This is a genomic window from Burkholderia sp. 9779_493, from assembly GCF_015712215.1.
GTDB lineage: Bacteria > Pseudomonadota > Gammaproteobacteria > Burkholderiales > Burkholderiaceae > Burkholderia > Burkholderia cenocepacia.
On sequence record NZ_JACCQA010000011.1, the window covers coordinates 92,106 to 116,017 of the forward strand.

Here is a 23,912-nt window from a genome sequence, read left to right on the forward strand (position 1 = left end):
CCATGTCCCACTCGAACGATTCGAAGCGATTTCACCATGTCGATGCCATGCGCGCGGTTGCGGTGATACTCGTCATATGGACGCACTATGCCGAGCGATTCGCTCCGCTGGCGGGCTCGCAATACATGCTCGACACGCTGCAGCGCTCCATGAACTTCGGGCGTGTTGGCGTGGTGGTGTTTTTCGCGATCAGCGGCATGCTGATTCCAAGCAGCCTGCACGGGGAGGTTGGTGCGGGAACGAAGCGGTTTCTCGTTCGAAGATTCTTCCGGCTATACCCGGCTTACTGGTTGGCGCTGCCTTTGGGATATTTTGTCCATTGGTATCTGTTCGATAAAAAGATGGATGTCGATGGAATCGTCGCGAACGTGACCATGATGCCCGCCGCATTCGGAGAGAGCCTGATATTGCCGCATGGTTGGACGCTGGAGACAGAACTGGTTTTTTACGGGCTGTGTCTGGTCCTGTTCTGGAGCGGCGTACTTCACCGGATGTTCTGTCTGTGTGTTGTCAGTATCGGATTGACAGGGCTGTTCGTAATGATCGTCGGATTGAAACTCGCTCCGGCCGGTATGTCCAGCGAATACAAGACCATGCCATATCATCTCGGCATCATGTTTTGGGGCGCGTGCTTTCGCCAGGCATACGACACGCCTCTCAAATTGCTGCGCGCGGGATGGCCGTGGCGTGGTGCTCCGGGCCGAATCGCGATCACTTACCGATCGGCGGCAGCCGGCCTGACGGCGGTGATGGCAAGTGTCGCGCTGATGGGGGCGCTCAGCGATTGGCGACATCACAACATGGAGCATTTTCCGACTTCGCTCGCTTACTTCATCGGCATCGTGATGTTCACCGCATTGGCGACGATTCTGAAGCTCCGCATTCGCCTGCTTTCATGGCTCGGCGAGATCAGTTACTCGATCTACTTGCTGCATAGCCTTCCGCTGTTTGCAATGTTCTGGTTGTGCCAGCGTTTCCACATTACTGGTTGGCCGCTCGGTCTCTACATGATCGTACCGATCCTGCCTTTGATTCCGTTGTCTTGGGCCGGCTATCGGTTGTGCGAAGCACCGTTTGTGCAGTTTGCGCGTACGCTCACCGCGCGCCGGAGAAGCAATCTGTTTGCCTCCGGCGAGGCTGATGGCTGATGGCTGACGCTTGATTGGCGCAGATCGGCCCGCGGCACCAGGGCCGGTTGGAAAAGATCAAACGCGGATGGTTCGCGGGAGCGGGAAACGGCGCCCGATATCTTCCGGGGGATGCTGGAGTCGGCATGAAACGGATATCGGTTGGTCCCGGGCGATTGACGGGGAACACGCCCTGTAACGGATTTCACTAGCGTTTATTAAAACAAGGATAAGACCATGACACCTGTCCAGTTTGATGGATGCGTCGGCTGGCTTCACGAGGGCACCCGAACACACGGCATCGTCATTTGCGAGCCGCTCGGTCACGAAGCACTCTGGCTTCACAAACTCGTGCGTTCACTCGCCGAGCATCTTTCGGAGCGCGGCTTTCCGGTGCTGCGCTTTCATTACCCGGCAAGTGGCGATTCGCTCGGCGACGAAAGCGATCCCGGTCGCTTCGGCCAGATGCTCGGTAGCGTTCGATCCGCCGTACACGCGTTGCGAGAGCGCGTCGCGCTGGACCGTCTGACGCTCATCGGGGTGCGTGCCGGCGCGGCCGTGGCGCTTCTCGCCGCGGACGGCATCCCCGGGCTTACGCGTTTCGTCGCGCTTGCGCCCGTCGTGCGCGGTCGCGGCTACCTCCGCGAGCTCTCCGTCGTCGCGCAACATTGGCTCGACAACGCCCCGCCGACCGTGCGAGGCGCGGTTCGCGACGAGAAACCCCTGAACATACTCGGACACACGTACCCCGACGATCTGGTCGACGCGCTTCGGCGTATCGATCTGTTGCAGGCTGCCCGTCAATCGGGCACGTTGCCGGCGCGCGCATTGCTTGTCGATGCACCGTACGGCGACAGTGCGATGCTATCGGACGCGTTGCAGGCACGTGGTGTCGCGGTCAGCGTTCATGCATGCGCGGACTGGGCGGCCGCAATGCGAGAGCCGCACTGGTCGCGGTGGCCGGCGGCATTGCTCGACACGATTGCGGGCTGGTTCGACGACGATCCCGAGCCGGCCGTCAACGCGCCCGCGCGATGCCTCGACCCCGGCGTGGTACTCACGGGAAAAGGGAGCGTCGAACGAATCGTTCGCGTGGGACCCCAGCAACTGGTCGGGGTGCTGTGCGAGCCGACCGAAGACATCATGCGGGCCGCCGCGCCAACGCTCCTGATCACGAATACGGCGGCCAATTCGCGCGTCGCGGACGGACGTTTCGCCGTCCGGCTGGCCCGGTCGCTCGCCGCGCAAGGCATCTGCAGCCTGCGGATTGATGCGAGCGGAATCGGCGACAGCGGCACGCATGCGCGTGACGATCAATCGGACATCCCGTATTCGGATCAGGTGATCACCGACATGGTTTCGGCGGCAGAGTGGCTGAAAGAGGCCGGGCATCACAAGGTTGTCACATTCGGGATTTGCTCCGGCGCGTACACGTCGCTTCATGCCGCGTCGAGCGGGCAGCTTGCCGGCGCGATCGCGATCAATCTCCCGGTTTTCGTGTGGCCTCGCGGAGAGACGCTCGCGAACGTGATCAAGAATCAGACGAATTCGATGCGAGGCTATCTGGCATCGTTGCGCAGTATTGGAAAGTGGCGTCGCCTGCTGCGCAGTGGTCGTGATCTGCGTCCGGTTCTGCGCGGATTAACGCGCTTCGTCGCAGATTTCATGTGGGTGCCGGTCATGCGTGCCGCGGAACGGGTCGGGTGGTGCCCGGGCAAGGATACGCCGCGAGGATTGCTGCGCGACATGTCGGCGCGCGGCATTCGCACCCATCTGATTTACGGCACGTTCGATCCCGGTGTCGATACGCTGGTACGGCATTTTGGTCCCGCTTCGCGTGCGTTTGCCCGTTTGCCGAACATGTCGGTCGATCTGCGGGATGCCGTCGATCATTCATTGTACGGCACTGCCGCCGCGCAATATGTCATCGACCGGTGTACTGGGCTGCTTGCCGGTTGGCGGGCACCGGCGGAACTGGCGGCAACGGAGAAGACGAAACGTGTGATGGCGTCGCATTCACGCAAGCGGCGCACCGAATCGACACTCTAGGTCGCAGCGGTACCGTTGCCGCCGGGCAGGTAGGGTGAACCGGTTCTGAGTGACCATGCGAACAGATTCGCCGTTTCCGGTACGTTATCGTAGCGACGTAGTGTTTCACAGGGCCACTCGCCAGACGCACGTAGCGCCGTGGCTCCGCTCAGGAATGCCGATGAAACGAACTTGCCACGACTGCCGGAAATTGCGTAAATTTTACTGTTTGCAAGCGGTCTGTGATATTGCGCAGATCGCGTCTCGACGCGAAGACGATGACGGGGCGTTGAACTTCGGGCCTGATGCACGTCGAGGCCCGGCGTGATGCGCGTGTTGGTCATCAACGACTTCGTTCGAAAGGGCGGCGCGGAGGAGGTATACCGAATGTCCGTCGACGTGCTGCGCGCACGCAATGACGTGTCGGTCGAAACTTTCGACGAGCATGCGCTGCCCGGGGACGAAAATATTCGGCGCGCCCGTGTGTGGTCGCGTGCGACTGCGCATGCGCTCGGCGCGCTGCTCGACCGGTTTCGGCCACAACGCATTCTCGTACACAATTATCACAATCGCCTGTCGAGCGCGATCCTGCCCGTGCTTGCCCGCTACAAGCGGCGCTCCGGGTGTAGCCTGTACATGACGGCGCACGACTACCATCTCGTGTTCTACAATCCGAGCCTGCAGATCTATTCCGGCGGGCAGACGAAGCCGTTGTCGCTCGACCAGCTGCACGGCGTCCGGCGCTTCGTCTCTGTCGCCAGTCCGCACGGCATTCTCCACGACGTCGTGAAGAAGTTGCATTGGCACACGGTCAATGCGCTTTTCGACCCGCTCGGCCTGTTCGACGAAATCCTGTGTCCAAGCCCGTTCATGCGCGACCTGATCGCGCGCTTCGGGCGCACCCGCGCCACGCTGCTATCGAATCCGATCGACGCGGCATTGGTTCCCCGCGCACCGAAACCGGCGCAGCGCGCGCGTCTGGATCTGGCGTTCGTCGGTCGTATCGAAGAGGACAAGGGCCTGGCGCCGTTTCTCGCGCTGATGGCCGATTCCGCCGGTGAAGCGATTGCATCGCTTACCGTTTATGGCGAAGGATCGGAGCGCGCTCGTCTCGAGGAATGCCACGCCGGCCTCGTCAAGGACGGACGGCTGCGCTTTGCCGGCCGTCTCGACCATGCCGCGCTGTTCGCCGAGCTGCCGACGCACGACGCGCTTGTGCTTCCGTCGATCTGGGTGGAAAACGCCCCCCTCGTGATAGTCGAGGCCGCGGTCCTGGGCCTGCCGGTACTGGTGAACGACATCGGAAGTTTGTCGACGTTTGGCGACGAGATCGGCAACAAGATCCTCTATCGCAACACCCCCGAAGCGTTCTCGCGGGCAATCGACGCGCTACGCGCCCACCTCGACGACGGCACACGTCGCTACGACTGGTCGCGTTACTCGGTCGATTGCTACGCGTCGTCTCTGTATGCTGCACTCGGCATCGACCAGCATGCACAGCGCGTGCATGCCTGTTGACAGGCGATGCACTGTCCATTTTCAGTCAAGAAAGCACGATGACCGCCGTTCGAAAAAACTTCGCCATGTTGTTTGCGTTGCAGATCTCGACGTACGTCGTGCCGCTCGTCACGCTGCCGCTCTTGACCCGTGTGCTCGGCCCTCAACAGTACGGTCGGCTGTCGTTCGTGCTCGCGGTGACCACGTATTTCATCAATCTGGTGAATTACAGCTTCGACCTGACGGCAACGCCGCGTGTCGCGCTTGCGCGCGACAAGGTCGAGCGATCGAGCATTTTCTGGACGACCATCAGCGCGCAGTGGCTGATAACCGTCGCGGGCTTCGCAGTCCTCGTTGCGATGACGTCATTGATTCCGTACTTCGAGGCCGAGCGCACGGCGCTGCTGCTCGAATTCGGGATGGCAATCGGCGCCGCGCTCACGCCAGGCTGGTACTTTCAGGGCATTCAGAAACTGAGCGTGTTCAGCATGACGGTGGTCGGATATCGCGCACTCAGCGTCGCCGCCTTCTTCCTCTGGGTTCGCACCCCGGACGATATCCTGTACGCGGTCGCCATCAACGCGGCCGTGCCATTGCTCTGCGGAGCTACCTTGCTTGCTTACCTGTTTTTTTGCCGTGAGATCGCGCGTGTCCGCGTGCGGTTCGCCGATATTACCGAAGCGTTGAAAGGCGGCACGCAGGTGTTCCTCGCGTCGACGTCGATCTCGTTCTACGCATCGACCAACACCGTCCTGCTGAGTATCGTTTCCGGTCACGTCGCCGCAGGCTATTTTGCCGCCGGCGACAAGCTGATCCGTGCCGCTGTCGGCATGCTGCAGCCGCTGAGGGCAACGACATACCCGCATATCACTTACCTGATGCATAACGCACGTGACGAAGCATTTGCGTTCCTGCGCAAGCTGATTGTCGTGCAGGGCGCGCTCGTGCTCGCAATGTCGGCAACGATCTACGAGTTCGCGCCGCTCGCCGTCCGGATCCTGTACGGAACCACGTTCGAGCCGACAGTCGCCGTACTGCGTTGTCTCGCCCTGGTGCCGTTCATGGCATGCATGACCGATCTCTTTGGCGTTCAAACGATGCTGCCGCTGGGCATGAAGCGTGTCTTCAGCACCATTCTGATCTCGTCCGGCTTGCTGAACGTCACGATACTGCCGCCGCTTGCGTCGCTGTTTGCGGAGCGTGGGGCGGCCATTGCCGTCTTGATGGTCGAAACGACGGTGGCCGTCGTACTCATGTACGTGCTTTTCCGCGAACGGGTTGGCCTGATCAACATGCCGGCGAGATCGAGGTAACGCGGTTCGCGAGGCGACAGGTTGCGCTGCCGTCACGACGATTGCGAGGCAGGGCGACGGTGCGTGTCTTGATTGCGACGACCGCAGGCGCGAGCGCGGCGGGGTATGACGCGGCTCGCGGCCTCGGTCATGGCGACGACTTGTGTCGATCGCCTACAGCCTTTCGAATATTTCCGTCATCATTTTTGCGCTTTTGCTCCAGCAATATTTTTCCGCGTGATGGATTCCCTTCCGCTTGAGCTCGGCTCTGAGATCGTCGGAATCCAGCAGGCGCCGCAATTTTTCCGCAATGTCGTCCTGCGAATATGGATCGCAGTACAGCGTCGCATCGGAGCAGACCTCCGGTAGCGCCGCGGCTTTTCCGACGATCGTCGGACAGCCGTATCGCATCGCTTCAAGGGGCGGAATACCGAAACCTTCGTAAATTGACGGATACAGGAAGCAAACCGCATTTTGATACAGCGCCTTCAGTTGCTCGTCGCTGATGTAGCCGACGTACTTGATGTTCGGTTCTGCCGCCGCTACATGATCCTGGTTGCCGAACACGGTCGTGTTTCTCATCCCGACGATGACGAGGTCGACCGACGGATCGTCGAGTTGCCGAAATGCCGCGATGAGCCGGCCGAAGTTCTTGGTGGGATTCATGCTGCTGACCGCGAGCACGAACCGGTTCGGCGTCAGCGAATGGGCGTCGAGCACGCTCGCGTCGGGCTCCAGCGAGTCGAGGTGATCCGCCCCGAGCGGAACGACGCTGATTTTCTCGGTGGAGATACCGCAGTGGTACGCGAGGCGATCCCGTGAAAAACGGGAATTCGTCAGCACGCAAGCGGAGGTTCTCGCCAGGATCCAGAACATGATCCGGTACCACATCCGAAACGACCGCGAAAAATGTGCAGGCGTGTCGAATACCGCCGCATCATGCATGTAGATGATCTGGTTGCGAATGAAAATGGACGCCGAATTGCCGAGATTGACGAGGCGCCCGGAGCGGGCGAAAAACGGCAGGACCAGTTGCTCCCAGACGACGCCTTTGTGAATGCCGACCTTGACGGTCCGCGCTCCATTCACCTCGACGCCAGGCTGGGGAGGCATAAGGAGGGTCACCGGGTCTTGCGGCTGAAACTTGATGAGCGCGGCGATCAGCTCGCGCGCCACTCGTTGCACTCCGGTCGTCTTCTGTGTCGTAAATCGACCGTTGTAAAGGAGCTGTTTCGGTTTTTTGAAAGCGGTCATGTCCATCATTGCATATCGAATTCAGAATCGGGCCTTGATGTGATCCAGGGCAACCGGTTCGAAACCGCGAGTACCAGCGTGAGACTCGACGGTATCCAGACCGTACAAGGCGTGCCACTGCCGGAAGACCGTGTTCATCGAAAACCTTTGAACCGCCCGCGTTCGGGCCGCGGCACCCATTTTTTCGCGAAGTTGCCGGTCGTCGCGCAGCTTGGCCAGATACGCGGCCATCTCGTCGACGCTTGACGCGACATATCCGGTCACGCCGTGAACCACCACATCGCGATTGCCGACGACGTCCGTCACCACGGCCGGGATGCCAGCAACCTGGGCCTCGATCAATGCGACCGGCATGCCTTCCCAGCGAGAGGTCTGGACATAGATGTCCAGTCCCGACGTGAGTGCCAGCGCGTGCGCGCGAGTCACCCAGCCGCTGCAGATGACGGCCTCGCCCTGGCGCGGATCCGGAATCTCGTTGGCGTCGCCGCCGATCCAGAGGAAGTCGACGTCGGCGCGCCGCAGTTTGGCGGCGAGTTCGACGAATGCGTGATGGTTCTTCTGGAACGATGCCCGACCGCTCATTCCGATTACGGTTTTGCCATCGTCTCGTGTTCGGCGGGGCAGGATCTCGGCAACATCGACACCGTTTTCCACGAGGACGGCCGATTTGGCGCGGACCTTTTCCTTGATTTCGCCGAGTTCGCTGCCCGAGCAAGCGACAATGGTGCCGCCGATATGCGCGGCGATGCGTTCGAAGTTCAGATAGGCGCTTTGCCGCATGCGCGAAATGTCGAAGCGCAGGAATGAAAGCCCGTGAGGCGAATAGAGGACCCTGGCATCGGGGGCGGCAATCCTCGAAGCGAGACGCCCCAGCACACCGGCCTTCGACGAATGCAGATGAATCGCGGCCGGTCTGCAGTCGCGAAGAATCCTGACCAGCGCGCGTACGCTCAGCAGATCCTGCCGGATGCTGACCTCGCGAGTCATGTCGACGTGGATCAGCTTCACGTCAGGACGAAACAGCGTCGAGAAATCGGCCGGTGTTTCCGGTCGAATCGAGTGCAGTACCGTTACGTCGATGCCGGCCGCCGCGGCATGGTTGGCAAGCTGGGTCAACATCGACAGCACGCCGCCACCGAACGCCTCGGCGATATGAACGATCTTTTTGGTGGTCATCTTTCGGCCTGTCGGTTCGATCGCGTTTTTCATCGCTCGCCGTGAAAGTGGTTGGACGGCGGATTGTCAAATTGCCGGACGGTTGCGCAGATGCAATGCCATGCCGATGAGATATGGATTCCTAATTTGTGAATCCATGAAGATCGAGAACATTGAATCCGTCGCGCCGGGGGGGGGCAAAGGTGCGTGATCCGCTGGCGCCGCAGGTGGCGTCGATGCAGGTTGAGATCGGGCCACAGCCACGCGAGATCACGCGACCGAAAGTACCTGCCGTGGCGTACATCCGGTGCTTGAGTCATTGTGCAGCGCATGCGCGACGCGCTGGGTGCGATGGCTTACCGACGGAGGGATTAGTCGATCGCGGCTGCTGTCTGACGACATTCGTCGAGCGATTTGTCGGGCGGGTATTCGCGCGATGTACGCGTAACGCATCGTGGAATGGCACGGCATCACGTCGAGCTGGTGCCGGATATCTTGGTGTGCTGACGCACCGAGGGCCGCCCGGATCGAATGGTCCAATGGAAGGCGCCGTTCCGTTCGTTTCAACGGAGTCGCCGGTCTGCGCGGCGCTCGACGGTTGGCCGGAATACAGCCGGTTGCCATCGCCGGGAGCGATCGATGTCCAGGCAGCCGGCATGAATCATGTCTACCGCGAAAGCGGTTGTTCGAGCGCGCGTGCCAGCGCCGTGCGCCAGATTGTTCGAGGGAACGGATTCACTATGCGTGCTTCACGATGCCTGTCTCGCGTATGCGCCGTGATCGCCGGCATGTTCATGGCTGGTGGGTTGTGGTGGCCTGGGTGCGCCGTGGCGGCGCCCGGCGTGTCCACAGCAGGTACACGGCATGAGGAGGTGCCGGATGCGTACGTTTATCCCGCTTCCGGCTCGGCCGATCAGGCGGATGAGCTGCAACGCGTGCTGGATGGCTTGCGTCCCGGGCAGCGACTGGTGTTCGCGCCTGGGCGGTATGTGGTCGGCCGTTCGTTGATCGTGCGGCGGCCGCATGTCGTGTTGTCGGGGTACGGCGCGACGCTGACGGCGACCAGGCCGGGTGACCAGACGATCGAGATGCGGGGCGACGGTACGACGCTGGTCGGGTTCCGGCTCAAGGGCACCGGCACGACGCGTCTCGCGTCGCGGGAGTCGACCAAGGTCGAGGTCACGGGGCACGACGTGCAGGTGCTCGACAACGTCGTCGAAGGCGGTGCCAGCGCCGGCATTTTCGTGTTTGGCGGCTCGGGCGTCGCGATCGTCGGAAACGAGGTACTGTCGACGCTTGCCGACGGCATTCACATGACGCATGGTGCGCGCGACGTGCTGGTTCAAGGCAATGTCGTGCGTGACACCGGTGACGACATGATTGCCGTGGTGAGCTACCGCGGCGACGGGGTGCTGAGCCGCAACGTGCTGATCACGCGTAACTCGCTCGAAGGCAACACGTGGGGGCGCGGAATTACGGTGGTCGGTGGCGCGGACGTGACGATCTCGAACAACATCGTACGCAACGTACAGGTGAGCGCGGGGATTCTCGTCGCACAGGAGGACAGCTTCCAAACCTACGGCGCGTCCGGTGTCCGGATTGAGAATAATGTGATTGCGAACATCCAGACGGCGACCGGCCGGACCGATCCCCGCCCGCTCACGCAGCAGGGCGCGATAGAGGTCAGCACGTGGTCCGGCGCGGTGACGCAAGTGGCCGTGGTCGGCAATCGCGTATCGCAAGCACGCTTCGACGGCATTCGCCTGTGGGGGAACGTGTCCGGGGTCCGGCTCGCGGACAATCAACTGTCGGGGATCGGCGGCATGCCGGTACGGGTTGGCCCGAAGCACGATTGCGTGGTCGACTCCCCGACATCCGGGCCGTGTGCGATGACGCTTCAATCCCGCTCGGTCGCGCCTGACGTAGTCGGTGCGGATACGTCGTTGCTCCCGCGCGTACGCGAACTCGTCGGGCAGCCTCGTTGATTCCCGGCGCCGCCGGTCGACGGCGGAACGCGCGTCGCGAACGACGTCGACCGCTATCGGGTTCGCATGCGACGCGGGCGGCGCGTCGTGTCCGCTATGTCTGTTGGGCCGGCAGTGCCTCGACCGCCCGCCCATACTGATCCTCGAAGCGAACGATATCGTCCTCGCCGAGATAGTTGCCCGACTGCACCTCGATGATTTCGAGCGGAATCCGGCCGGGATTCTCGAGTCGATGCACTTCGCCGACGGCGATGTACGTCGATTCGTTCTCGCCGAGCAGGAATGTTTCAGTGCCGCGCGTCACCTTCGCGGTGCCGCGCACGACGATCCAGTGCTCGGCGCGGTGATAGTGCATCTGCAACGACAGCCGCTTGCCGGGTTCGACCACGATCCGCTTCACCTGGAAGCGCTCGCCGAAATCGATCGAATCGTAGTGGCCCCACGGCCGCTGCACCTTGCGATGCTCGCTCGCCTGTGGTCGCTGGTCGGTCTTCAGGCGCGCGACGATGTTCTTCACACGCTGCACGTCGTGCTTGTTCGCGACCAGCACCGCGTCGGCCGTCTCGATCACGACGACGTCCTTCATCCCGACGCATGCGATGAGGCGGCCTTCCGAGCGCACGAGGCTGTCCTGCGTATCCTCGAACACGATCGGGCCGCGCGCGACGTTGCCGTCGTCGTCCTTCGGCATGATTTCCCAGATCGCGTCCCACGTGCCGACGTCCGACCAGCCGGCCGCGAGCGGCACCACGATGCCTTCGATGCCGAGTTCACCATGCTCCGCGAGGCGCTCCATCACCGCATAGTCGATCGAATCCGATGGGCACGCGTCGAAGGCCGCCGCATCGATCCGGAAGAACGGATCGTCGGCGACACCCGCGCGCCACGCGGTCTCGCAGGCCGCGTGGATGTCCGGCGCGAGCGCACCGATCGCCTTCAGCCAGACCGATGCGCGTGTGACGAAGATCCCGCTGTTCCACCAGTAGTCGCCCGATTGCAGGTAACGCTCGGCGAGCGTCGCGTCGGGTTTTTCGACGAAACGCCCGATCGCGTAGCCGCCCTGGCTGCCGTGGCGGCCGGAGCGCGGCTCGCCGACCTGGATGTAGCCGTAGCCCGTTTCCGCGCGACGCGGCAGCACGCCGAGCGTGACGATCGCGCCTTCCTGCGCGTAGCGCGCCGCGCGCGCGACCGCATCCTGGAACGCGCCGTCATCGACGATCACGTGGTCGGCCGGCATCACGGCGAGCACGGGATCGTCCGCGAGCGCGCTCGCGTCGAACGCGGCCAGCGTCAGCGCGGGCGCGGTGTTGCGCGCGGCAGGCTCCAGCAGAATGCGGGCGGGCGCCGAGCGACCGTGCACCTGCTCGGCGCTCATGAAGCGATGCTGTTCGCCGCATACCAGCAGCAGCGTATCGCCGAGCGACGCGTTCGCGATGCCGTTCAGGCGGCGCGCGGTTGCCGACAGCGGCGATTCGTTCGAGACCAGCTCGATCAGCTGCTTCGGATACTGTTCGCGCGACAGCGGCCACAGCCGCGTGCCGGAGCCGCCGGCGAGAATCACCGGCAGGATGCTCGGCAGATCGGGCTCGGGAACCGGATGAAGGGTGCGGGTCATCGGTTCGCTCCGGTATCGGCGGGTAGCCGGGTGTGAGCGCGGCCGTCGGCGCGCGAGTCGTCGCTGCGCGAGACCGAAACGGCCCGCGACAGCAGGTGACGCAGCGCGCCGGCGGCGCGGTCGGCCGACCGGACCAGGCCGACGAACGGCGCACCCTGTTCGAGATACGGGCCGTAAGCCTTGCGGAATCCGAACCGTTTGTAGAACGCCTGACGCGGCGCAGGGACGTGCGTGCGCACCGCGGTGTCCGGCCATGCGGCCTGCGCGGCGGTGAGCGCGCGCCCGATCAGCCGCTCGAGCGTGTCGTCGTCGCGGCAGCTTTCGCTCGTCAGCACCTTGTCGATCACGACGTCAGGATCGATGTCGTCGCCTGGCAGGATGCGCGCATACGCGGCGACTTCCGTCGTGTCGCCGTCGTGCACGCTCGCGAAGACGTGCAGCGCGCCCGCGTCCTTGCCGTCGATGTCGAGATGCGTGTGGGCATCCTCGACCACCAGCACGGCGTTGCGCGCGCGCAGGATTGCATAGAGATCGACGGCGCTCAGATGTTCGAATTCACAACAATGCCATTCCATGATGCTGTCCTCGCGTGATGCCTTCGGCACGTCGCGCCGCACGGACGCGATCGTTCCGTGCGGCGCGGCGATCTTCATCATCCGGAAGCACGGTCCGGCGGTCTGTTCGAAAGCCTACTCACGCTCCGGATTCGCATGCCGGGCGCGGGATACGAGGCGATGTTCGCGACGCGCGAGCGTCGCAATGTGCGGTAGCACACACCGTCGGGGCCGGTGCCTTTTCATAATTGATTCATTGTGGCGGCGTGCAGCGAAGTGCGGCCGGAGGACATCGCGCACGAACTGGGCGCCGGGCGCGGGACCGACGATTGCGAGTTCACGATGGGCGCTCGTGCATGACGGCGTCGGGCACCGGTTCGTCGTTGATTGCCTCGCGCAGGCCGGTTCATGAGGCCTCGCGGCATTTCATTGGAATCGTGCGCACCTGCGCGGTGCACACGTCCGGCCGGCGGTATGCTGCCGCTTGCGCGCATGTATGGCTGTCGCGCTCTGCGGTGCGTCTGCTTCCGTTCGAACCGCGCGGGTCATCCGGTCCGGCGAGAAAGGATGGCCCTCATGCTGCACCGCACGACGCGCGTGCCGGCGCGCGGCATTCACGCCGGCCGGCGGGAATTCGCCGAAAAGCGCCGGCGCGGGGTGACGCCGCTGATTACGACGTGTAACGGCCGGGCGGTCCGTACGCGGCCGCAAGGCGGGATGGCTACCCGGCGGTGCGCGCGATTATGCGATCCGGGAAGCACGGTACTGCGGTTTTGGGGAGATTTCGATGGAAATCGCGGGCAATCGACGGAATCAATCTTGCAGAAAAGTAGTATTTGCCACTGATTGACGGGAATGGTCAGAGATAATCAAATCTCAGTGGTCAAACGCGCGGAGCGCGCGGCCACGGGCAGCGTAACCGACTGATTCAGGTTTATCTTTTGGTAACAAGGTCATCTCGAAACGGGGTGTAAATTCAGGTGCGGATGAAATGGGGCGGTCAATCCGGCGCGGTTTTGGCGGCCCTCCGGTTCAGCATCGGGCGCGACTGTCGTGTACGACGCGACGCACATGCGGACGGAATTTCCGTTTGCCGACGTGCCCCGCCTGACGGCGGGTCGCTTCAAAGCCGGAATGTTGTGGCTCCCGCAGCCGCGCATTCCGTTCGAGTTCGATGACAACGAGGCCGGATGACATCCGGCTCGACCTCCGGGGGTTCTCGCCGTGTGCAGTTTCGATCTTCGCCAAAGCTGCGGAAACGCAGCGCGGAAAGGCGGCCATGCGCCGCCGGCCGCAGCGCACGCGAACGGTTCGCGGAGTGCAGAAAGTGATGGTTCGTTATGAATATGCCAATAACGCGCGATAAGAGCGCCGGCGCGGGGAGCGGTAACGGGCAGCGTCCGCTGATTTACTGGACGCAATCGCCGTCCGTGATGCTGCGAAAGGAATTGTCGCGCCGCGACTGGAAAGTGTCGGTCGTCGCCCATGCGAGCGAGCTGCGCGACACGTCCGGCGAAATTACGTGCGGCATTCTCGATCTGAGCGGCGGCCACGCCGATGCGATCGGCAGCATCGCGTCGACCTGCGCGTCGATGCGCGACGTCGTCTGGGTGGCGCTCGTGGATGTCGGCCAGACCGCGTCGCCGAACGTGCGGGCGCTGTTGCGCGACTACTGTTTCGATTACGTGACATTGCCGGCGTCGCATCAGCGGATCGCCGATACGGTCGGCCATGCCTACGGCATGGAATGCCTGTTCGCGCGCGATCGCGAACAGCTCGAATCGGAGGAAAAGGGCATCGTGGGCACCTGCAGCGCGATGCTGCGGCTGTTCGATACGGTGCGGCGTTTCGCGCGCACCGACGCACCGGTGTTCGTGTTCGGCGAAACGGGAACCGGCAAGGAACTGACGGCGCTGGCGATCCACCGCCATTCGGAGCGGCGCAACGGCCCGTTCGTCGCGGTCAACTGCGGTGCGATTCCGCCGCACCTGCTGCAATCGGAACTGTTCGGCTACGAGCGTGGCGCGTTTACCGGCGCGAACGCGCGCAAGATCGGCTACGTCGAAGCCGCGAACGGCGGCACGCTGCTGCTCGACGAGATCGGCGACCTGCCGCACGAAAGCCAGGCGAGCCTGCTGCGGTTTCTGCAGGAGCGTTCGATTCACCGTCTTGGCGGCAGCGACCCGGTGCCGGTCGACGTCCGGATCGTGTCGGCGACGCACGTCGACCTGCGCGATGCGATGGAGGAAGGGCGTTTTCGCGCCGACCTGTTCCACCGTCTGTGCGTGATGCGCATCGACCAGCCGCCGCTGCGGGCACGCGGCAAGGACATCGAACTGCTCGCGCACCACATGCTCGAACGCTTTCGCGGCGATGCGCGCCATCGCGTGCGCGGGTTTTCGACGGATGCGATCACGGCGCTCTACAAGCACGACTGGCCGGGCAATGTCCGCGAGCTGATCAACCGCGTGCGCCGGGCGGTCGTGATGACGGAAGGGCGCCTGATCACCGCGCAGGATCTCGAGCTCGAATACTGTCTCGACGCGGCGTCGCCGTCGGTGGCCGACATCCGCAAGTCGATCGAGCGCGAGGCGATCGAAACCGCGTTGCTGCGCACGCGTGGGCGCGTCGCCGCTTCGGCGCGCGAACTCGGCGTGTCGCGCGCGACGCTGTATCGCTGGATGGAGGCGTACGGTATCGAGCGACCGCGCGGCACCGGCTCGTCCGACTGAGGCGCGGCACTGACACGGAGCGGCACGACGCTCGCGGCGGCCGCGAGCGTCGCGTCACCCTGCCTGCGTGGCCCGCACCGCGCGCGCGGCGTTCACCGCGCGGATGTCTACCGTCGGTGGCGCGCTGTCGCCAGCCGTCGCGGGCTTCCCGTCGGTTTGCAATGGAACGAGCGCGATGCGCGCCGGCGTGCCCGGCGCGAGATGGAACCAGTCGTCGCTCGGCATGAAACCCGGCGCGTCGATCTGCACGTGGCGTGCGACGTGCCGCGTATCGATGTCGACGTGCCAGGTCTCGCCGGTGCGGGACACGCATGCCTCGATCCCGGGCTCGCGGCGCGCCAGCACGGCCGGATGCGTGCGGGACGGAAAATGGAACGCCTGCGACAGCAGCGTGCCGTCGTCGGCGCGCAGCGTTGCAACGACCGTATCGTGTTCGCATGGGCCGAAGCGGTACGCGTAGGTCCAGTCGAAGAAGCGGCCGAGCAGCTCGGCCGAGCCGAGCCGCACGGTGTCGTGCGCGGCGATCCGCACCGGGCCGCCGGCCCGTGCGACCGGCGTGCGGCCGTCGCGCAGCGCGACCAGTTCGACCGCCGCCGACAGCGGCGCCGGGCGTTCGTTGACGACATGCACGTCGAGCCCGTTCAGGCCTTCGTCGACCAGCAGCACCTGGATCGGCTGCAGCACCTGGCGCAGCGCATACCAGGCCGATTTCGGCCGGTGCGCGGCGTCGATCACGCCCCATCCGGCGCCGGGCATCACGTCCTGGAACTGCCACACGAGCGCGCCGGCGCAACGCGAGCCGCTGCGTCGCCATTCGGAAAAGGTCTCGCGCATCACGTCCGCGATCACCGCACGCGACAGCTCGAAATAGCGTGCCGGGTCCTCGCGCCGCAGCCGGTCCGGCGCGACGTCGTACAGCGTCTGCAGATAGTGGTCGCGGATATCTTCGAAATCCCACGACGTGCCGGGGTCGCGCGGCACGGCCGCCTTCCAGCGCGGCTCGTGCACGCCCGGCCAGCCGAGTTCGGCGAGCGTCGCATCGCACGGCACGTTCGCGAACGCGAGGCATTCGCTCGCAAAGCGCACGTCCGCGCGGCGCGCATCGTCGAGCGGACGCAGGTACGCGCCGACGCCGTAGTAGTGCGACACGCGTTCGCGCGGCGTGAACGGCAGCACGCCGCCGTCGGGCGAATCGGGCACGTACGGAACATCGGGGCGGTGCGCGGCCGCGTGGCCGGCCAGCCGGTCGGCCGTCAGCTCGAGGAAGCGCTGCTTCGGCCCGAGCCCGGACATCGCGGCCTGTTGCGCGATCTCGCTGCCGCCGCACAGCACGGCCAGCGACGGCGACGCGCCGTGACGCAACAGCAACTGGCTCGCTTCGCGATCGACGTTGGCCGCGAACGCGGGATCGTCGAGCGCGTAATCGAAGTTCGCGAAGCCGAATTCCTGCCAGACCAGCAGTCCGAGCCGGTCGCACCAGGCGTGGAACGCGTCGGCCTCGTAGGTCATCGTGCCGCCGACGCGGATCATGTTGAAACCGGCGTCGCGCGCGAGCCCGAGCAGGCGGCCGTAGGTCGCGTCGTCCGCGTGCAGCGCGAGCGGCGCGGCGCTGCTCCAGCATGCGCCGCGCGCGAATACGGGCACGCCGTTGATGCGCAGCCCGAACCCCTTGCCGTCTGCGCCGGAATCGATCTCGATCGTGCGGAACCCCGTCGAGCCGAGCGGCAGGCGCGCGTCGCCGATATGCAGCGTGATCTCGTAGAGCGCCGGTTCGCCGTGCGTATGCGGCCACCAGCGACGCACGTTCGGTATCGCGACGCTCGCGCGCAACTGGCCGGCGCCGGCGCGTTCGAGCGTCGCGTGATGGTCGCCGCACGACAGCCGCGCGACGAGCGGTTCGGGTAGCGGTGCGGCGAACGTCAGTTCCGCGTCGAGCCAGCCTGTGTCGCCGTCGACGCGTGCATGCAGTTTGCAGTCGCTCGGAACGGGCGCGTCGGCCGGATCGAGCACGTCGACGGGCCGCCACGGGCCGGTCGGGACATACGGCGGAAACCAGCCCGGCATGTGCCCGAACAGCGACGTGCGGATCGTGCGCAGCGCGGCCGGTTCCGCGAGCCGCGTGCGCCAGCGCGCACGGCGCGGCGCGCGCGCGTCGCGCAGGTGCGGCGCGAGCGCACGGAAACACACGGTCAGCCGGTGCGTGCCGTCGAGCGACACCGGTACGTCGTGCGCGACGAACATGCTGTCCGAGTGGTGGATCGGCGTGTCGTCGAGCCAGGCCTGCGCGAGCGTCGCGAGGCCGTGAAAGCGCAGGATGCGCGGCCCGCGCCCGCGCAGCTCGAGCCGGTACCAGTGGTCGCGCTCGTCGAGCGACGCGGCTTCGTCGAGCCGGCCAGCCAACGCGAGCGCCTGCGCGACCGTGCCGGGCACCGGCGCGGCGATCCAGCCGCCGTGGTCGTCCGGGAGGTCGCGCGGGTCGCGCACGGCGCCCGCGGCCGTCGCCAGCAGCGACCACGCGGGCAGGGCGCGCGCGCGCGTCACCGCATGGCCGACACGGGTGCCGTGTCGTAGCGCACGGGTGTCACGTGCCGCAGTGGCGCACCGATCTGCCGCGCGCACGCGACGAGGTCGGTGTACGCGGCCTCGATCGCCTCGAGCGTCGAATCGCCGCGCTCTTCCTTGCCGCGCGCGCACGCGCGTGCGAGCCGGAATTCGAGCACCATCGCTTCCGACGCGATGCGATCGCACGCGGCGCGGATCTCGGCGAACGGCCCGGTGCAGCCGCTTGCCTGCAGCCAGCGGGCATAGTGGCCGAACAGTTCGAAATTCGCGCCGAGCTGCCGCACCGAATTGAACGAGTACGCATGGAAATGCTCGAGCGGCGCTTCCGCGAGGATGGGCGCGTCGGCCTGCAACTGCCGGCGGAATGCCGCGATCGGATCGACGACCGGCAGGCGCCGCAGGTGACGCTGCAACGCGGCCAGCGACGCTTCGCAGAGCGCGCGTTCGTCGAGCGGCGCAAAGCGCCGCTTCGCGCATTCGACGTACGGCGGCAGCGTCATCGGCGAACTGCCGCCGACGAGCCCGTTGTAATCGAAATCCTCGGCGACGTAATAGCCGCTGTTGTGGAAGTAGCCGATCTGCTGCTTCTCGCGGTCGATCGCGTCGATGCCGATCGTCGTCTTCGTGTGCTGCGTGCGGTAGCTGCTGCCGCGCGTATCGGGCAGGAACCACGCATCGACCTCGACGATCATCAGATGGCCGCGCGCGACCTGCGTCTCGATGTGCTGGTCGAGCGGCTCGTAGATCGAATGTTCCTGCACGACGATCCCGTAGAGCCGCTCCAGTTCGTCGTGCGGAAACTTGAAGAACGTGAACTGATCGCCCTCGAAGTCGAGCGCGATCGTGAACGGCAGCGCCGCGTACGGATTGAGGCCCCACCACCGGAGCACCTCGAGCCACATGTCGACATAGCAGTTGGTCTGCTTCCAGACCATCTCCTGACTGTGCAGCGGGTGCGGCCGGTAGTGGCGCGCGCGGTGGCGCACGTCCTCGAACGACGCGTCTTCGCCGTCGCGGGAAACGAACCTCATCGCGTACCCCACAGCACGTCGCGAACCTCGCGCGGCCATGCGTCGATGTCGAAGCCATGGTGGCGGAACAGCGCGAGCGTGAGCCGCTCGAGGCCGAAGCCGACGCAGCCGGTGTGCGCGACGTCGCCCGTCGCGGTGCGGATGTCCCACAGCAGCCCGAAGTGGTCCATGTGGTAGTTGAAGCTCAGGCACGCGGTCTGGCGGTCGTCGTGCTCGATCGGGATCAGCAGCTCGAATTTCAGGTTCTGCTCGCGCTGGCTGTTCGCGACGATCTTGCCGCCGCGCCCGAAGAACGGGTCGTTCGCGAGATCGATCGCATTCGGCAGGCGCAGCGCTTCGATCATCCGCGTGCCGCGCTCGATCCACGTCTCGCGGAACGAGACGATCTGCTCGGGCGTGCCGATCCGCACGTATTCGCGCATCCGGAACAACTGCATGCGGGTCGGGTCGAGCGACGGTTCGTGACGGAAGCAGTACGAGAATACGTCGACGATCCGGCCGTCGGCGGGCAGCGCGCCCGCGCGGGCGACGACGGGATACACGGGGTAGCACGCGGCCGGCGTCATCACGACGTAGGTCGGCTTCTGGCTTTCGGTCCAGTCGTCGCCGCGATCGAGGCATTGCAGCACGCGCTGATGCTGGCGCTCGTCGCCGCAAAACGCATGCACGCTGCCCGCCAGTTGCGGGAAGCTCTTCATGTATTCGCTGCGCTCGAACTCGGTGCGGCTCATCGCCGGCGGGAAGCGCAACACTTCGGCCTGCTGGTCGGCGCCGACGCGCGTGACGAACGCGTCGAGCGCCTCGACCACGCGCTCGAATCGTTCGCTGCGACCGAACAGGCCCTGGATGCCGGTCGAGACCAGCAGGCCCGCGTCGATCAGCGCGTCGCGCAGCGGATTGACGCCCGCGCGGTCGAGCGGTGCGTCGGCGGGAGCGGAGGCGGCGGAGGGCACGGCGAGGCGATCGTTCACGTATGTTTCTCCAGCGTCGCAGGACGCAGCGCGAGCAACAGGCTCGCAGTGTTGGCGGCAATGCGGTCGTTGCTGATCATCAGCGGCGCCGCGTGCAGGTCGCGAATGTGGCGGCCGATGCTGAACGGCGTGCCTTGCTTGTAGCCGGCCATCCCGCAGATCATCATCGCCTGGTGCGCGACTTCGAGCGCGGTTGCCGACACGTAGGTCTTCAGCGTATTGATCTCGGCGGCCCAGGCCATGCCGGCCGACCACGAGCGGGCCGACGCGTTCGCGTGGAGGCGCAGCACGTTGTCGACGCGGGCCTGCATCGCCTGCATCAGCGCGAGCGATTCGGCGATGCGCCGCGCGGCGGGCGACGGTGCGCCGTCGGTCTGGCGCGCCTGCGCGCGGAAGAACTGGTGCGCGCGATGGAACGCGTCGCCGGCGACGCCGATCCACACCGCGGCCCACAGGATGTGCGAGACCGGCACCATCGTTTCCTCGGCGATCTTCGCGAACGGCACCGGCAGGCATTGCACGGCGGCGCCTTGCGCGTCGAGCACGAAGCCGTTGCTGCAGGTGCCGCGCATGCCGAGCGTGTCCCATTCGCCGCGGCGCGTGAGCGTATAGCCGTCGCGCAGCAGAGTGACGAGCACCTGCTCGGAAGCCGGCGCGTCCGCATCGCGTCGCGCGGTCGCGAGAATGCCGTCGGCATAGTCGCCGTACGAGATCGTCGGCGCGGATTTGTGCAGCCGGAACCCGCCGCCGTCGGTTTCGAGGGCGCACTGGCTCGCGCGCAGGTTGCCGCCGACGCCGTCTTCCGACGTGGCCGAGGCGAGCAGCCACTGGTGACGCACGAGCTGTTGCAGGAACAGCTTGTGCCAGCCCTGGTCGGCGGCGTGATTGACGATGCAGGCGACCTGGATCTGGTGCATCGCGAACACCATCGCCGACGATGCACAGGCCTGGCCGAGGATCGAGCAGGCCGACGCGATGTCTTCCAGCGACGCGCCAGCGCCGCCGAGATGGGTCGGCACCATCGCGCCGAGCAGGCGGCGCGCGCGCATCGCCTCGATCGCCTCGACCGGGCAGCGCGCGTCGCGATCGACCGCATCGGCATGCTGGGCGGCGATCTGCGCGACCGCATGCGCGGCCTCGTCGAGCCGATGCGAATCGCTGTCGGGCGCGAGTTCGGGTAGCAGCGCGCTCATGCGGAATGCTCGGTGCGTTGCAGCGTGGCGATCGTGTCCGCGAGTGCGTCGATGCTGCGGAACAGGTTGCGGTTCAGCATCTCGTCGGGAATCTCGATGTTGAACTGCTTTTCGATCGCGAGCATCAGCTGGATCGTATCGAGCGAGGAGAGGCCCGCTTCGTAGAGGTCGTCCCCGTCACCGATCGAATCGATCGCGGCTTCGAGATGGGCGACGTGCTTCAGGATGGTTCTGATTTCGTTTTTCACGTGCTGCTCCGGCGTGCGTGGTGTCGTCCGCTCGGGCAGACGCGCGACAAGCGCTGACATCCCCCCGGCAGTCCGGCATCAGTAGACCATTGGCAGACACGGCGTTCTGTTCGCCACCCTACAAACAGCTGACCCTGCACGCGGGCGGCGCCGTCGCGCCGTCCCGGTCCGGCACGTTGATCACGTGCGCGACGCGGCCGGCACGCCCGAGTCGGCCGACAGGATGCGCTTCATCTCGTCGCGCACGATCGCGCGGCAGCCGCACGACATTTTTTCGAGGCCGTCGAGGTCCGCGAGCTCGATCGAGCTGCGGTATTGCCGGATCAGGCCGAGTTTCTGGATTTCGCCGGCGGCGTCCGTGACCGTCTCCCGCCGCACGCCGAGCATTTGCGCGAGCATGCTGTGCGTCACCTGGATCTCGATGCTGCGCGTGCGATCGAACGCGAGCAGGAACCATCTGCATAACTGATGTTTGAGCACGTGGTGACGGCTGCAGAACGTGATCTGCGACACCTGCGCCATCAGCAGCCGCACGCAGACGAACACGAGATGGCGAATCACCGGCGACGCGTCGAACGCGGCGGCGAAGACGCGCCGGTCGAGCCGGTAGACGAAGCCGTCGCGGCACGCGAGCGCACGACACGGCATCCGGCCGCTGCCGCCGATCACGTCGTCGCAGACCACGCTTTCGCTGCCGATCTCCGCGACTTCCAGCGTCATGCCGCCGGACGACACGTACTGCAGCGAAATCGCGGTCGTGACCGGCAGGTAGACGGCCGTGAGCATTTCGCCGGGTTCGCACAGCACTTGCCCGGATTTCAGGTGAACGAGTTGAAGGTGGGGCGTCAGCGTGGCGAGTTCATCGCGGTCGATGGCCGCGAGAAACCGGTTGGCGTCGAAGCTGTGGGAAAGCTCGATCATGCCGTTCGCATACGCGACGGCGTCGGGGGCCTGGTGAGTCACGGCGCATCCTCGCAGGGTGGCGGTCGCGCGTCGTCGCGGCGAATCCCGCAACGGGGATTTCGCACGATCGTGCGGACTTGTGTTGATCGAAAGCGGAATGACGATACTGGCGAAAAAGGCTAGCACGCAATCGAATTCGGGCAATTTCGCATTACGTCATTTCACAAAGTTTGACGATTGCGGTTCAGTGCAAACGTTATGCCGATTTAATGATTCATTTTCAAGGGATTAATTGTCCGGAAATGGATTGGTGCGCTTTCCTGTCATTCGATGTCGAACCGGAATCAATCGAACGACGTGGCGCATCGTACAACGAAAGGCTCCCGCGACATTGAACATTATTTGACAAATAAACGGGGAGCGCCTGATTTTTCATTGGGATCAATGGCTTGAGCATGATGTGTGCGGTAACGGACAGAGCCTCGAATTAGTGCCCCGATTCAAATTTGAGACAGTTTGAAACAAGCGTGTGAGGTGTGGCGGCGTCGGCAAATGCTGCGCTGCACATCACGGAAACAATTGAAAATCGGCTGTAAGTATTTGAACGGTAAGCGTCGCGACCGTCACCCGATCGCCCGCGGCCGATGCACGGGAATTGATCAGTCGAATGCGCGCTGTGTCCGTTGCGTGGAGGAGTGTCCGGAAATGAGACGTTTTTTCGATTTTGGGGACGGTTATTCGGGTGCGCTAAATCGGACGTGATTCATATATTAAGGATGGACGGCTATTGGCACGTAAATCGCTTATTCGGGCTGGCGTGTCGAAACGGGACAGTCGACTCAATCCGGCGATGACAAGCCGATGGTCAGTCGGATTCAGGGTTGTGGGCCGCAACCGCTGTCAATGTCCGGGCGCGCATCGCGATAACGAGTTCCGTGCACGCGGCTGCAGGCGGCGCGGACAATAAAAGGGATACAGACATGCTTCATCTTCACTCGAGCTACTCGGCGAATGCCATCCTTGCTGCCCTCCCGGAGGACAGCATCCGCACCATCGCACCGCATCTCGAACTGGTCAGGATCAAGGCCGGGATGCTCGACCGGGTCGGCGAGCCGATGCGTCATCTGCACTTTCCGACGACGGCGATGATGTCGGTCCAGCACCTGATGGAAGACGGCGCGATGGTCGAGGTGGCGGTGGTCGGCCGCGAGGGCGTGGTCGGGCTGGGGACGCTGGTCGGCGGCGTCGCCGCGTCGAGCCGGGTCGAGGTGCGGATCGGCGGGATGGCGTATCGCGTGCCGAGTTGCGTGATGCGCGCCGAGTTCGAGCGGTCGCCGCAGACCTATCGGCTGCTGCTCAACACCTGCCAGGCGACGATGGCGCAGATCTCGCGCAGCGCACTGTGCAATCGGCACCATTCGGTCAGCGAGCAACTCAGCCGCTGGCTGCTGCTCGCACACGACCGGATCGACGGCGACGAGCTGACCGTCACCCAGCAGACGATCGCGAACATGCTCGGCGTGCGGCGCGAAGGCGTGACGGAAGCGGCCGGGAACCTGCAGGAAGCCGGCCTGATCCGGCAGCGCCGCGGCCGCATCACGGTGCTCGACCGCGATGGCCTCGAACATCACGCGTGCGAATGCTACGACCTGATTCGCGCGGACTATCGCCGGCTGCTCGGCACGCGCGGGAATACGAGGCCGGCGACGGTTCGCCCGCGCATGCCGGAAGGGCGTTGCGGTTTCCCGGCGCACGGTGCGTGACG

At 64.8% G+C, this 23,912-nt stretch carries 17 protein-coding genes; 7 read left to right on the plus strand and 10 right to left on the minus strand.

The features are described from left to right. The first annotated feature begins 2 nt into the window (after positions 1 to 2). The 4 genes from H0X95_RS13540 (at position 3) to H0X95_RS13555 (ending at position 5,965) form a co-directional block, all read left to right on the plus strand. Complete coding sequence (locus H0X95_RS13540; RefSeq protein WP_048985593.1) at positions 3 to 1,148, plus strand: acyltransferase family protein; 1,146 nt, start codon at positions 3 to 5, stop codon at positions 1,146 to 1,148. A 216-nt stretch (positions 1,149 to 1,364) separates the two neighbouring features. Next, positions 1,365 to 3,176 (plus strand): alpha/beta hydrolase, encoded by a 1,812-nt coding sequence (locus H0X95_RS13545; RefSeq protein WP_059723299.1) that lies wholly within the window; start codon positions 1,365 to 1,367, stop codon positions 3,174 to 3,176. Between the two features lie 306 nt (positions 3,177 to 3,482). Continuing rightward, a complete protein-coding gene (locus H0X95_RS13550) occupies positions 3,483 to 4,673 on the plus strand; it encodes a glycosyltransferase family 4 protein (protein WP_059723302.1) in 1,191 nt (396 codons plus the stop codon). 38 nt (positions 4,674 to 4,711) lie between these two features. Beyond that, positions 4,712 to 5,965: an oligosaccharide flippase family protein gene (locus H0X95_RS13555; RefSeq protein WP_043204741.1), complete on the plus strand. Its 1,254-nt coding sequence runs from the start codon at positions 4,712 to 4,714 to the stop codon at positions 5,963 to 5,965. 153 nt (positions 5,966 to 6,118) lie between these two features. Here the strand turns inward: H0X95_RS13555 and H0X95_RS13560 are convergent, their stop codons facing one another. Both H0X95_RS13560 and H0X95_RS13565 read right to left on the minus strand, forming a co-directional pair. Next, the gene (locus tag H0X95_RS13560; protein WP_006490756.1) at positions 6,119 to 7,198 is read right to left on the minus strand and encodes a glycosyltransferase family 4 protein; all 1,080 of its coding nucleotides are present in this window, start codon (positions 7,196 to 7,198) and stop codon (positions 6,119 to 6,121) included. A 21-nt stretch (positions 7,199 to 7,219) separates the two neighbouring features. Further along, a complete protein-coding gene (locus tag H0X95_RS13565; RefSeq protein ID WP_060265861.1) occupies positions 7,220 to 8,374 on the minus strand; it encodes a glycosyltransferase in 1,155 nt (384 codons plus the stop codon). Between the two features lie 719 nt (positions 8,375 to 9,093). Here H0X95_RS13565 and H0X95_RS13570 point away from each other — a divergent pair. Further along, a complete protein-coding gene (locus H0X95_RS13570; protein WP_059723305.1) occupies positions 9,094 to 10,338 on the plus strand; it encodes a right-handed parallel beta-helix repeat-containing protein in 1,245 nt (414 codons plus the stop codon). 94 nt (positions 10,339 to 10,432) lie between these two features. On the opposite strand, the gene H0X95_RS13575 is transcribed toward H0X95_RS13570, so the two are convergent. Both H0X95_RS13575 and H0X95_RS13580 read right to left on the minus strand, forming a co-directional pair. Then, on the minus strand, positions 10,433 to 11,953 hold the full coding sequence (locus H0X95_RS13575; RefSeq protein WP_006490764.1) for a mannose-1-phosphate guanylyltransferase/mannose-6-phosphate isomerase: 1,521 nt from the start codon (positions 11,951 to 11,953) through the stop codon (positions 10,433 to 10,435). Then, complete coding sequence (locus tag H0X95_RS13580) at positions 11,950 to 12,528, minus strand: drug:proton antiporter (protein WP_043204796.1); 579 nt, start codon at positions 12,526 to 12,528, stop codon at positions 11,950 to 11,952. Before H0X95_RS13580 ends, H0X95_RS13575 begins: the two co-directional genes overlap by 4 nt. A 1,319-nt stretch (positions 12,529 to 13,847) precedes the next feature. Between H0X95_RS13580 and H0X95_RS13585 the strand changes: the two genes are divergently transcribed. Then, positions 13,848 to 15,239, plus strand: coding sequence for a sigma-54 dependent transcriptional regulator (locus H0X95_RS13585; RefSeq protein ID WP_012493293.1), 1,392 nt, complete (start codon positions 13,848 to 13,850; stop codon positions 15,237 to 15,239). Between the two features lie 54 nt (positions 15,240 to 15,293). On the opposite strand, the gene H0X95_RS13590 is transcribed toward H0X95_RS13585, so the two are convergent. From H0X95_RS13590 to H0X95_RS13615, 6 genes are all read right to left on the minus strand, one after another. Continuing rightward, positions 15,294 to 17,780: a glycoside hydrolase family 2 protein gene (locus tag H0X95_RS13590; RefSeq protein WP_059723308.1), complete on the minus strand. Its 2,487-nt coding sequence runs from the start codon at positions 17,778 to 17,780 to the stop codon at positions 15,294 to 15,296. Next, positions 17,777 to 18,832 (minus strand): DUF1839 family protein, encoded by a 1,056-nt coding sequence (locus H0X95_RS13595; RefSeq protein WP_196446080.1) that lies wholly within the window; start codon positions 18,830 to 18,832, stop codon positions 17,777 to 17,779. Before H0X95_RS13595 ends, H0X95_RS13590 begins: the two co-directional genes overlap by 4 nt. After that, entirely contained in the window at positions 18,829 to 19,803 is a 975-nt protein-coding gene (locus tag H0X95_RS13600) for an amino acid--[acyl-carrier-protein] ligase (protein ID WP_006490442.1), read from the minus strand. The genes H0X95_RS13595 and H0X95_RS13600 overlap by 4 nt, the downstream gene beginning before the upstream one ends. Continuing rightward, positions 19,800 to 20,996, minus strand: coding sequence for an acyl-CoA dehydrogenase family protein (locus H0X95_RS13605; RefSeq protein WP_006494988.1), 1,197 nt, complete (start codon positions 20,994 to 20,996; stop codon positions 19,800 to 19,802). The genes H0X95_RS13600 and H0X95_RS13605 overlap by 4 nt, the downstream gene beginning before the upstream one ends. After that, positions 20,993 to 21,244 (minus strand): acyl carrier protein, encoded by a 252-nt coding sequence (locus tag H0X95_RS13610; protein WP_006490451.1) that lies wholly within the window; start codon positions 21,242 to 21,244, stop codon positions 20,993 to 20,995. The genes H0X95_RS13605 and H0X95_RS13610 overlap by 4 nt, the downstream gene beginning before the upstream one ends. Positions 21,245 to 21,424: 180 nt before the next feature. Further along, entirely contained in the window at positions 21,425 to 22,207 is a 783-nt protein-coding gene (locus H0X95_RS13615) for a Crp/Fnr family transcriptional regulator (RefSeq protein WP_006494986.1), read from the minus strand. 920 nt (positions 22,208 to 23,127) lie between these two features. On the opposite strand from H0X95_RS13615, the gene H0X95_RS13620 reads away from it, so the two are divergent. Beyond that, entirely contained in the window at positions 23,128 to 23,910 is a 783-nt protein-coding gene (locus H0X95_RS13620) for a Crp/Fnr family transcriptional regulator (RefSeq protein WP_006494985.1), read from the plus strand. Positions 23,911 to 23,912: the final 2 nt, after the last annotated feature.

Coding starts and splice junctions, on each gene's coding strand:
- H0X95_RS13540 (WP_048985593.1), top strand. CDS start 3: ATGTCCCACTCGAACGATTCGAAGCGATTTCACCATGTCGATGCCATG.
- H0X95_RS13545 (WP_059723299.1), top strand. CDS start 1,365: ATGACACCTGTCCAGTTTGATGGATGCGTCGGCTGGCTTCACGAGGGC.
- H0X95_RS13550 (WP_059723302.1), top strand. CDS start 3,483: ATGCGCGTGTTGGTCATCAACGACTTCGTTCGAAAGGGCGGCGCGGAG.
- H0X95_RS13555 (WP_043204741.1), top strand. CDS start 4,712: ATGACCGCCGTTCGAAAAAACTTCGCCATGTTGTTTGCGTTGCAGATC.
- H0X95_RS13560 (WP_006490756.1), bottom strand. CDS start 7,198: ATGACCGCTTTCAAAAAACCGAAACAGCTCCTTTACAACGGTCGATTT.
- H0X95_RS13565 (WP_060265861.1), bottom strand. CDS start 8,374: ATGACCACCAAAAAGATCGTTCATATCGCCGAGGCGTTCGGTGGCGGC.
- H0X95_RS13570 (WP_059723305.1), top strand. CDS start 9,094: ATGCGTGCTTCACGATGCCTGTCTCGCGTATGCGCCGTGATCGCCGGC.
- H0X95_RS13575 (WP_006490764.1), bottom strand. CDS start 11,953: ATGACCCGCACCCTTCATCCGGTTCCCGAGCCCGATCTGCCGAGCATC.
- H0X95_RS13580 (WP_043204796.1), bottom strand. CDS start 12,528: ATGGAATGGCATTGTTGTGAATTCGAACATCTGAGCGCCGTCGATCTC.
- H0X95_RS13585 (WP_012493293.1), top strand. CDS start 13,848: ATGAATATGCCAATAACGCGCGATAAGAGCGCCGGCGCGGGGAGCGGT.
- H0X95_RS13595 (WP_196446080.1), bottom strand. CDS start 18,832: ATGAGGTTCGTTTCCCGCGACGGCGAAGACGCGTCGTTCGAGGACGTG.
- H0X95_RS13605 (WP_006494988.1), bottom strand. CDS start 20,996: ATGAGCGCGCTGCTACCCGAACTCGCGCCCGACAGCGATTCGCATCGG.
- H0X95_RS13620 (WP_006494985.1), top strand. CDS start 23,128: ATGCTTCATCTTCACTCGAGCTACTCGGCGAATGCCATCCTTGCTGCC.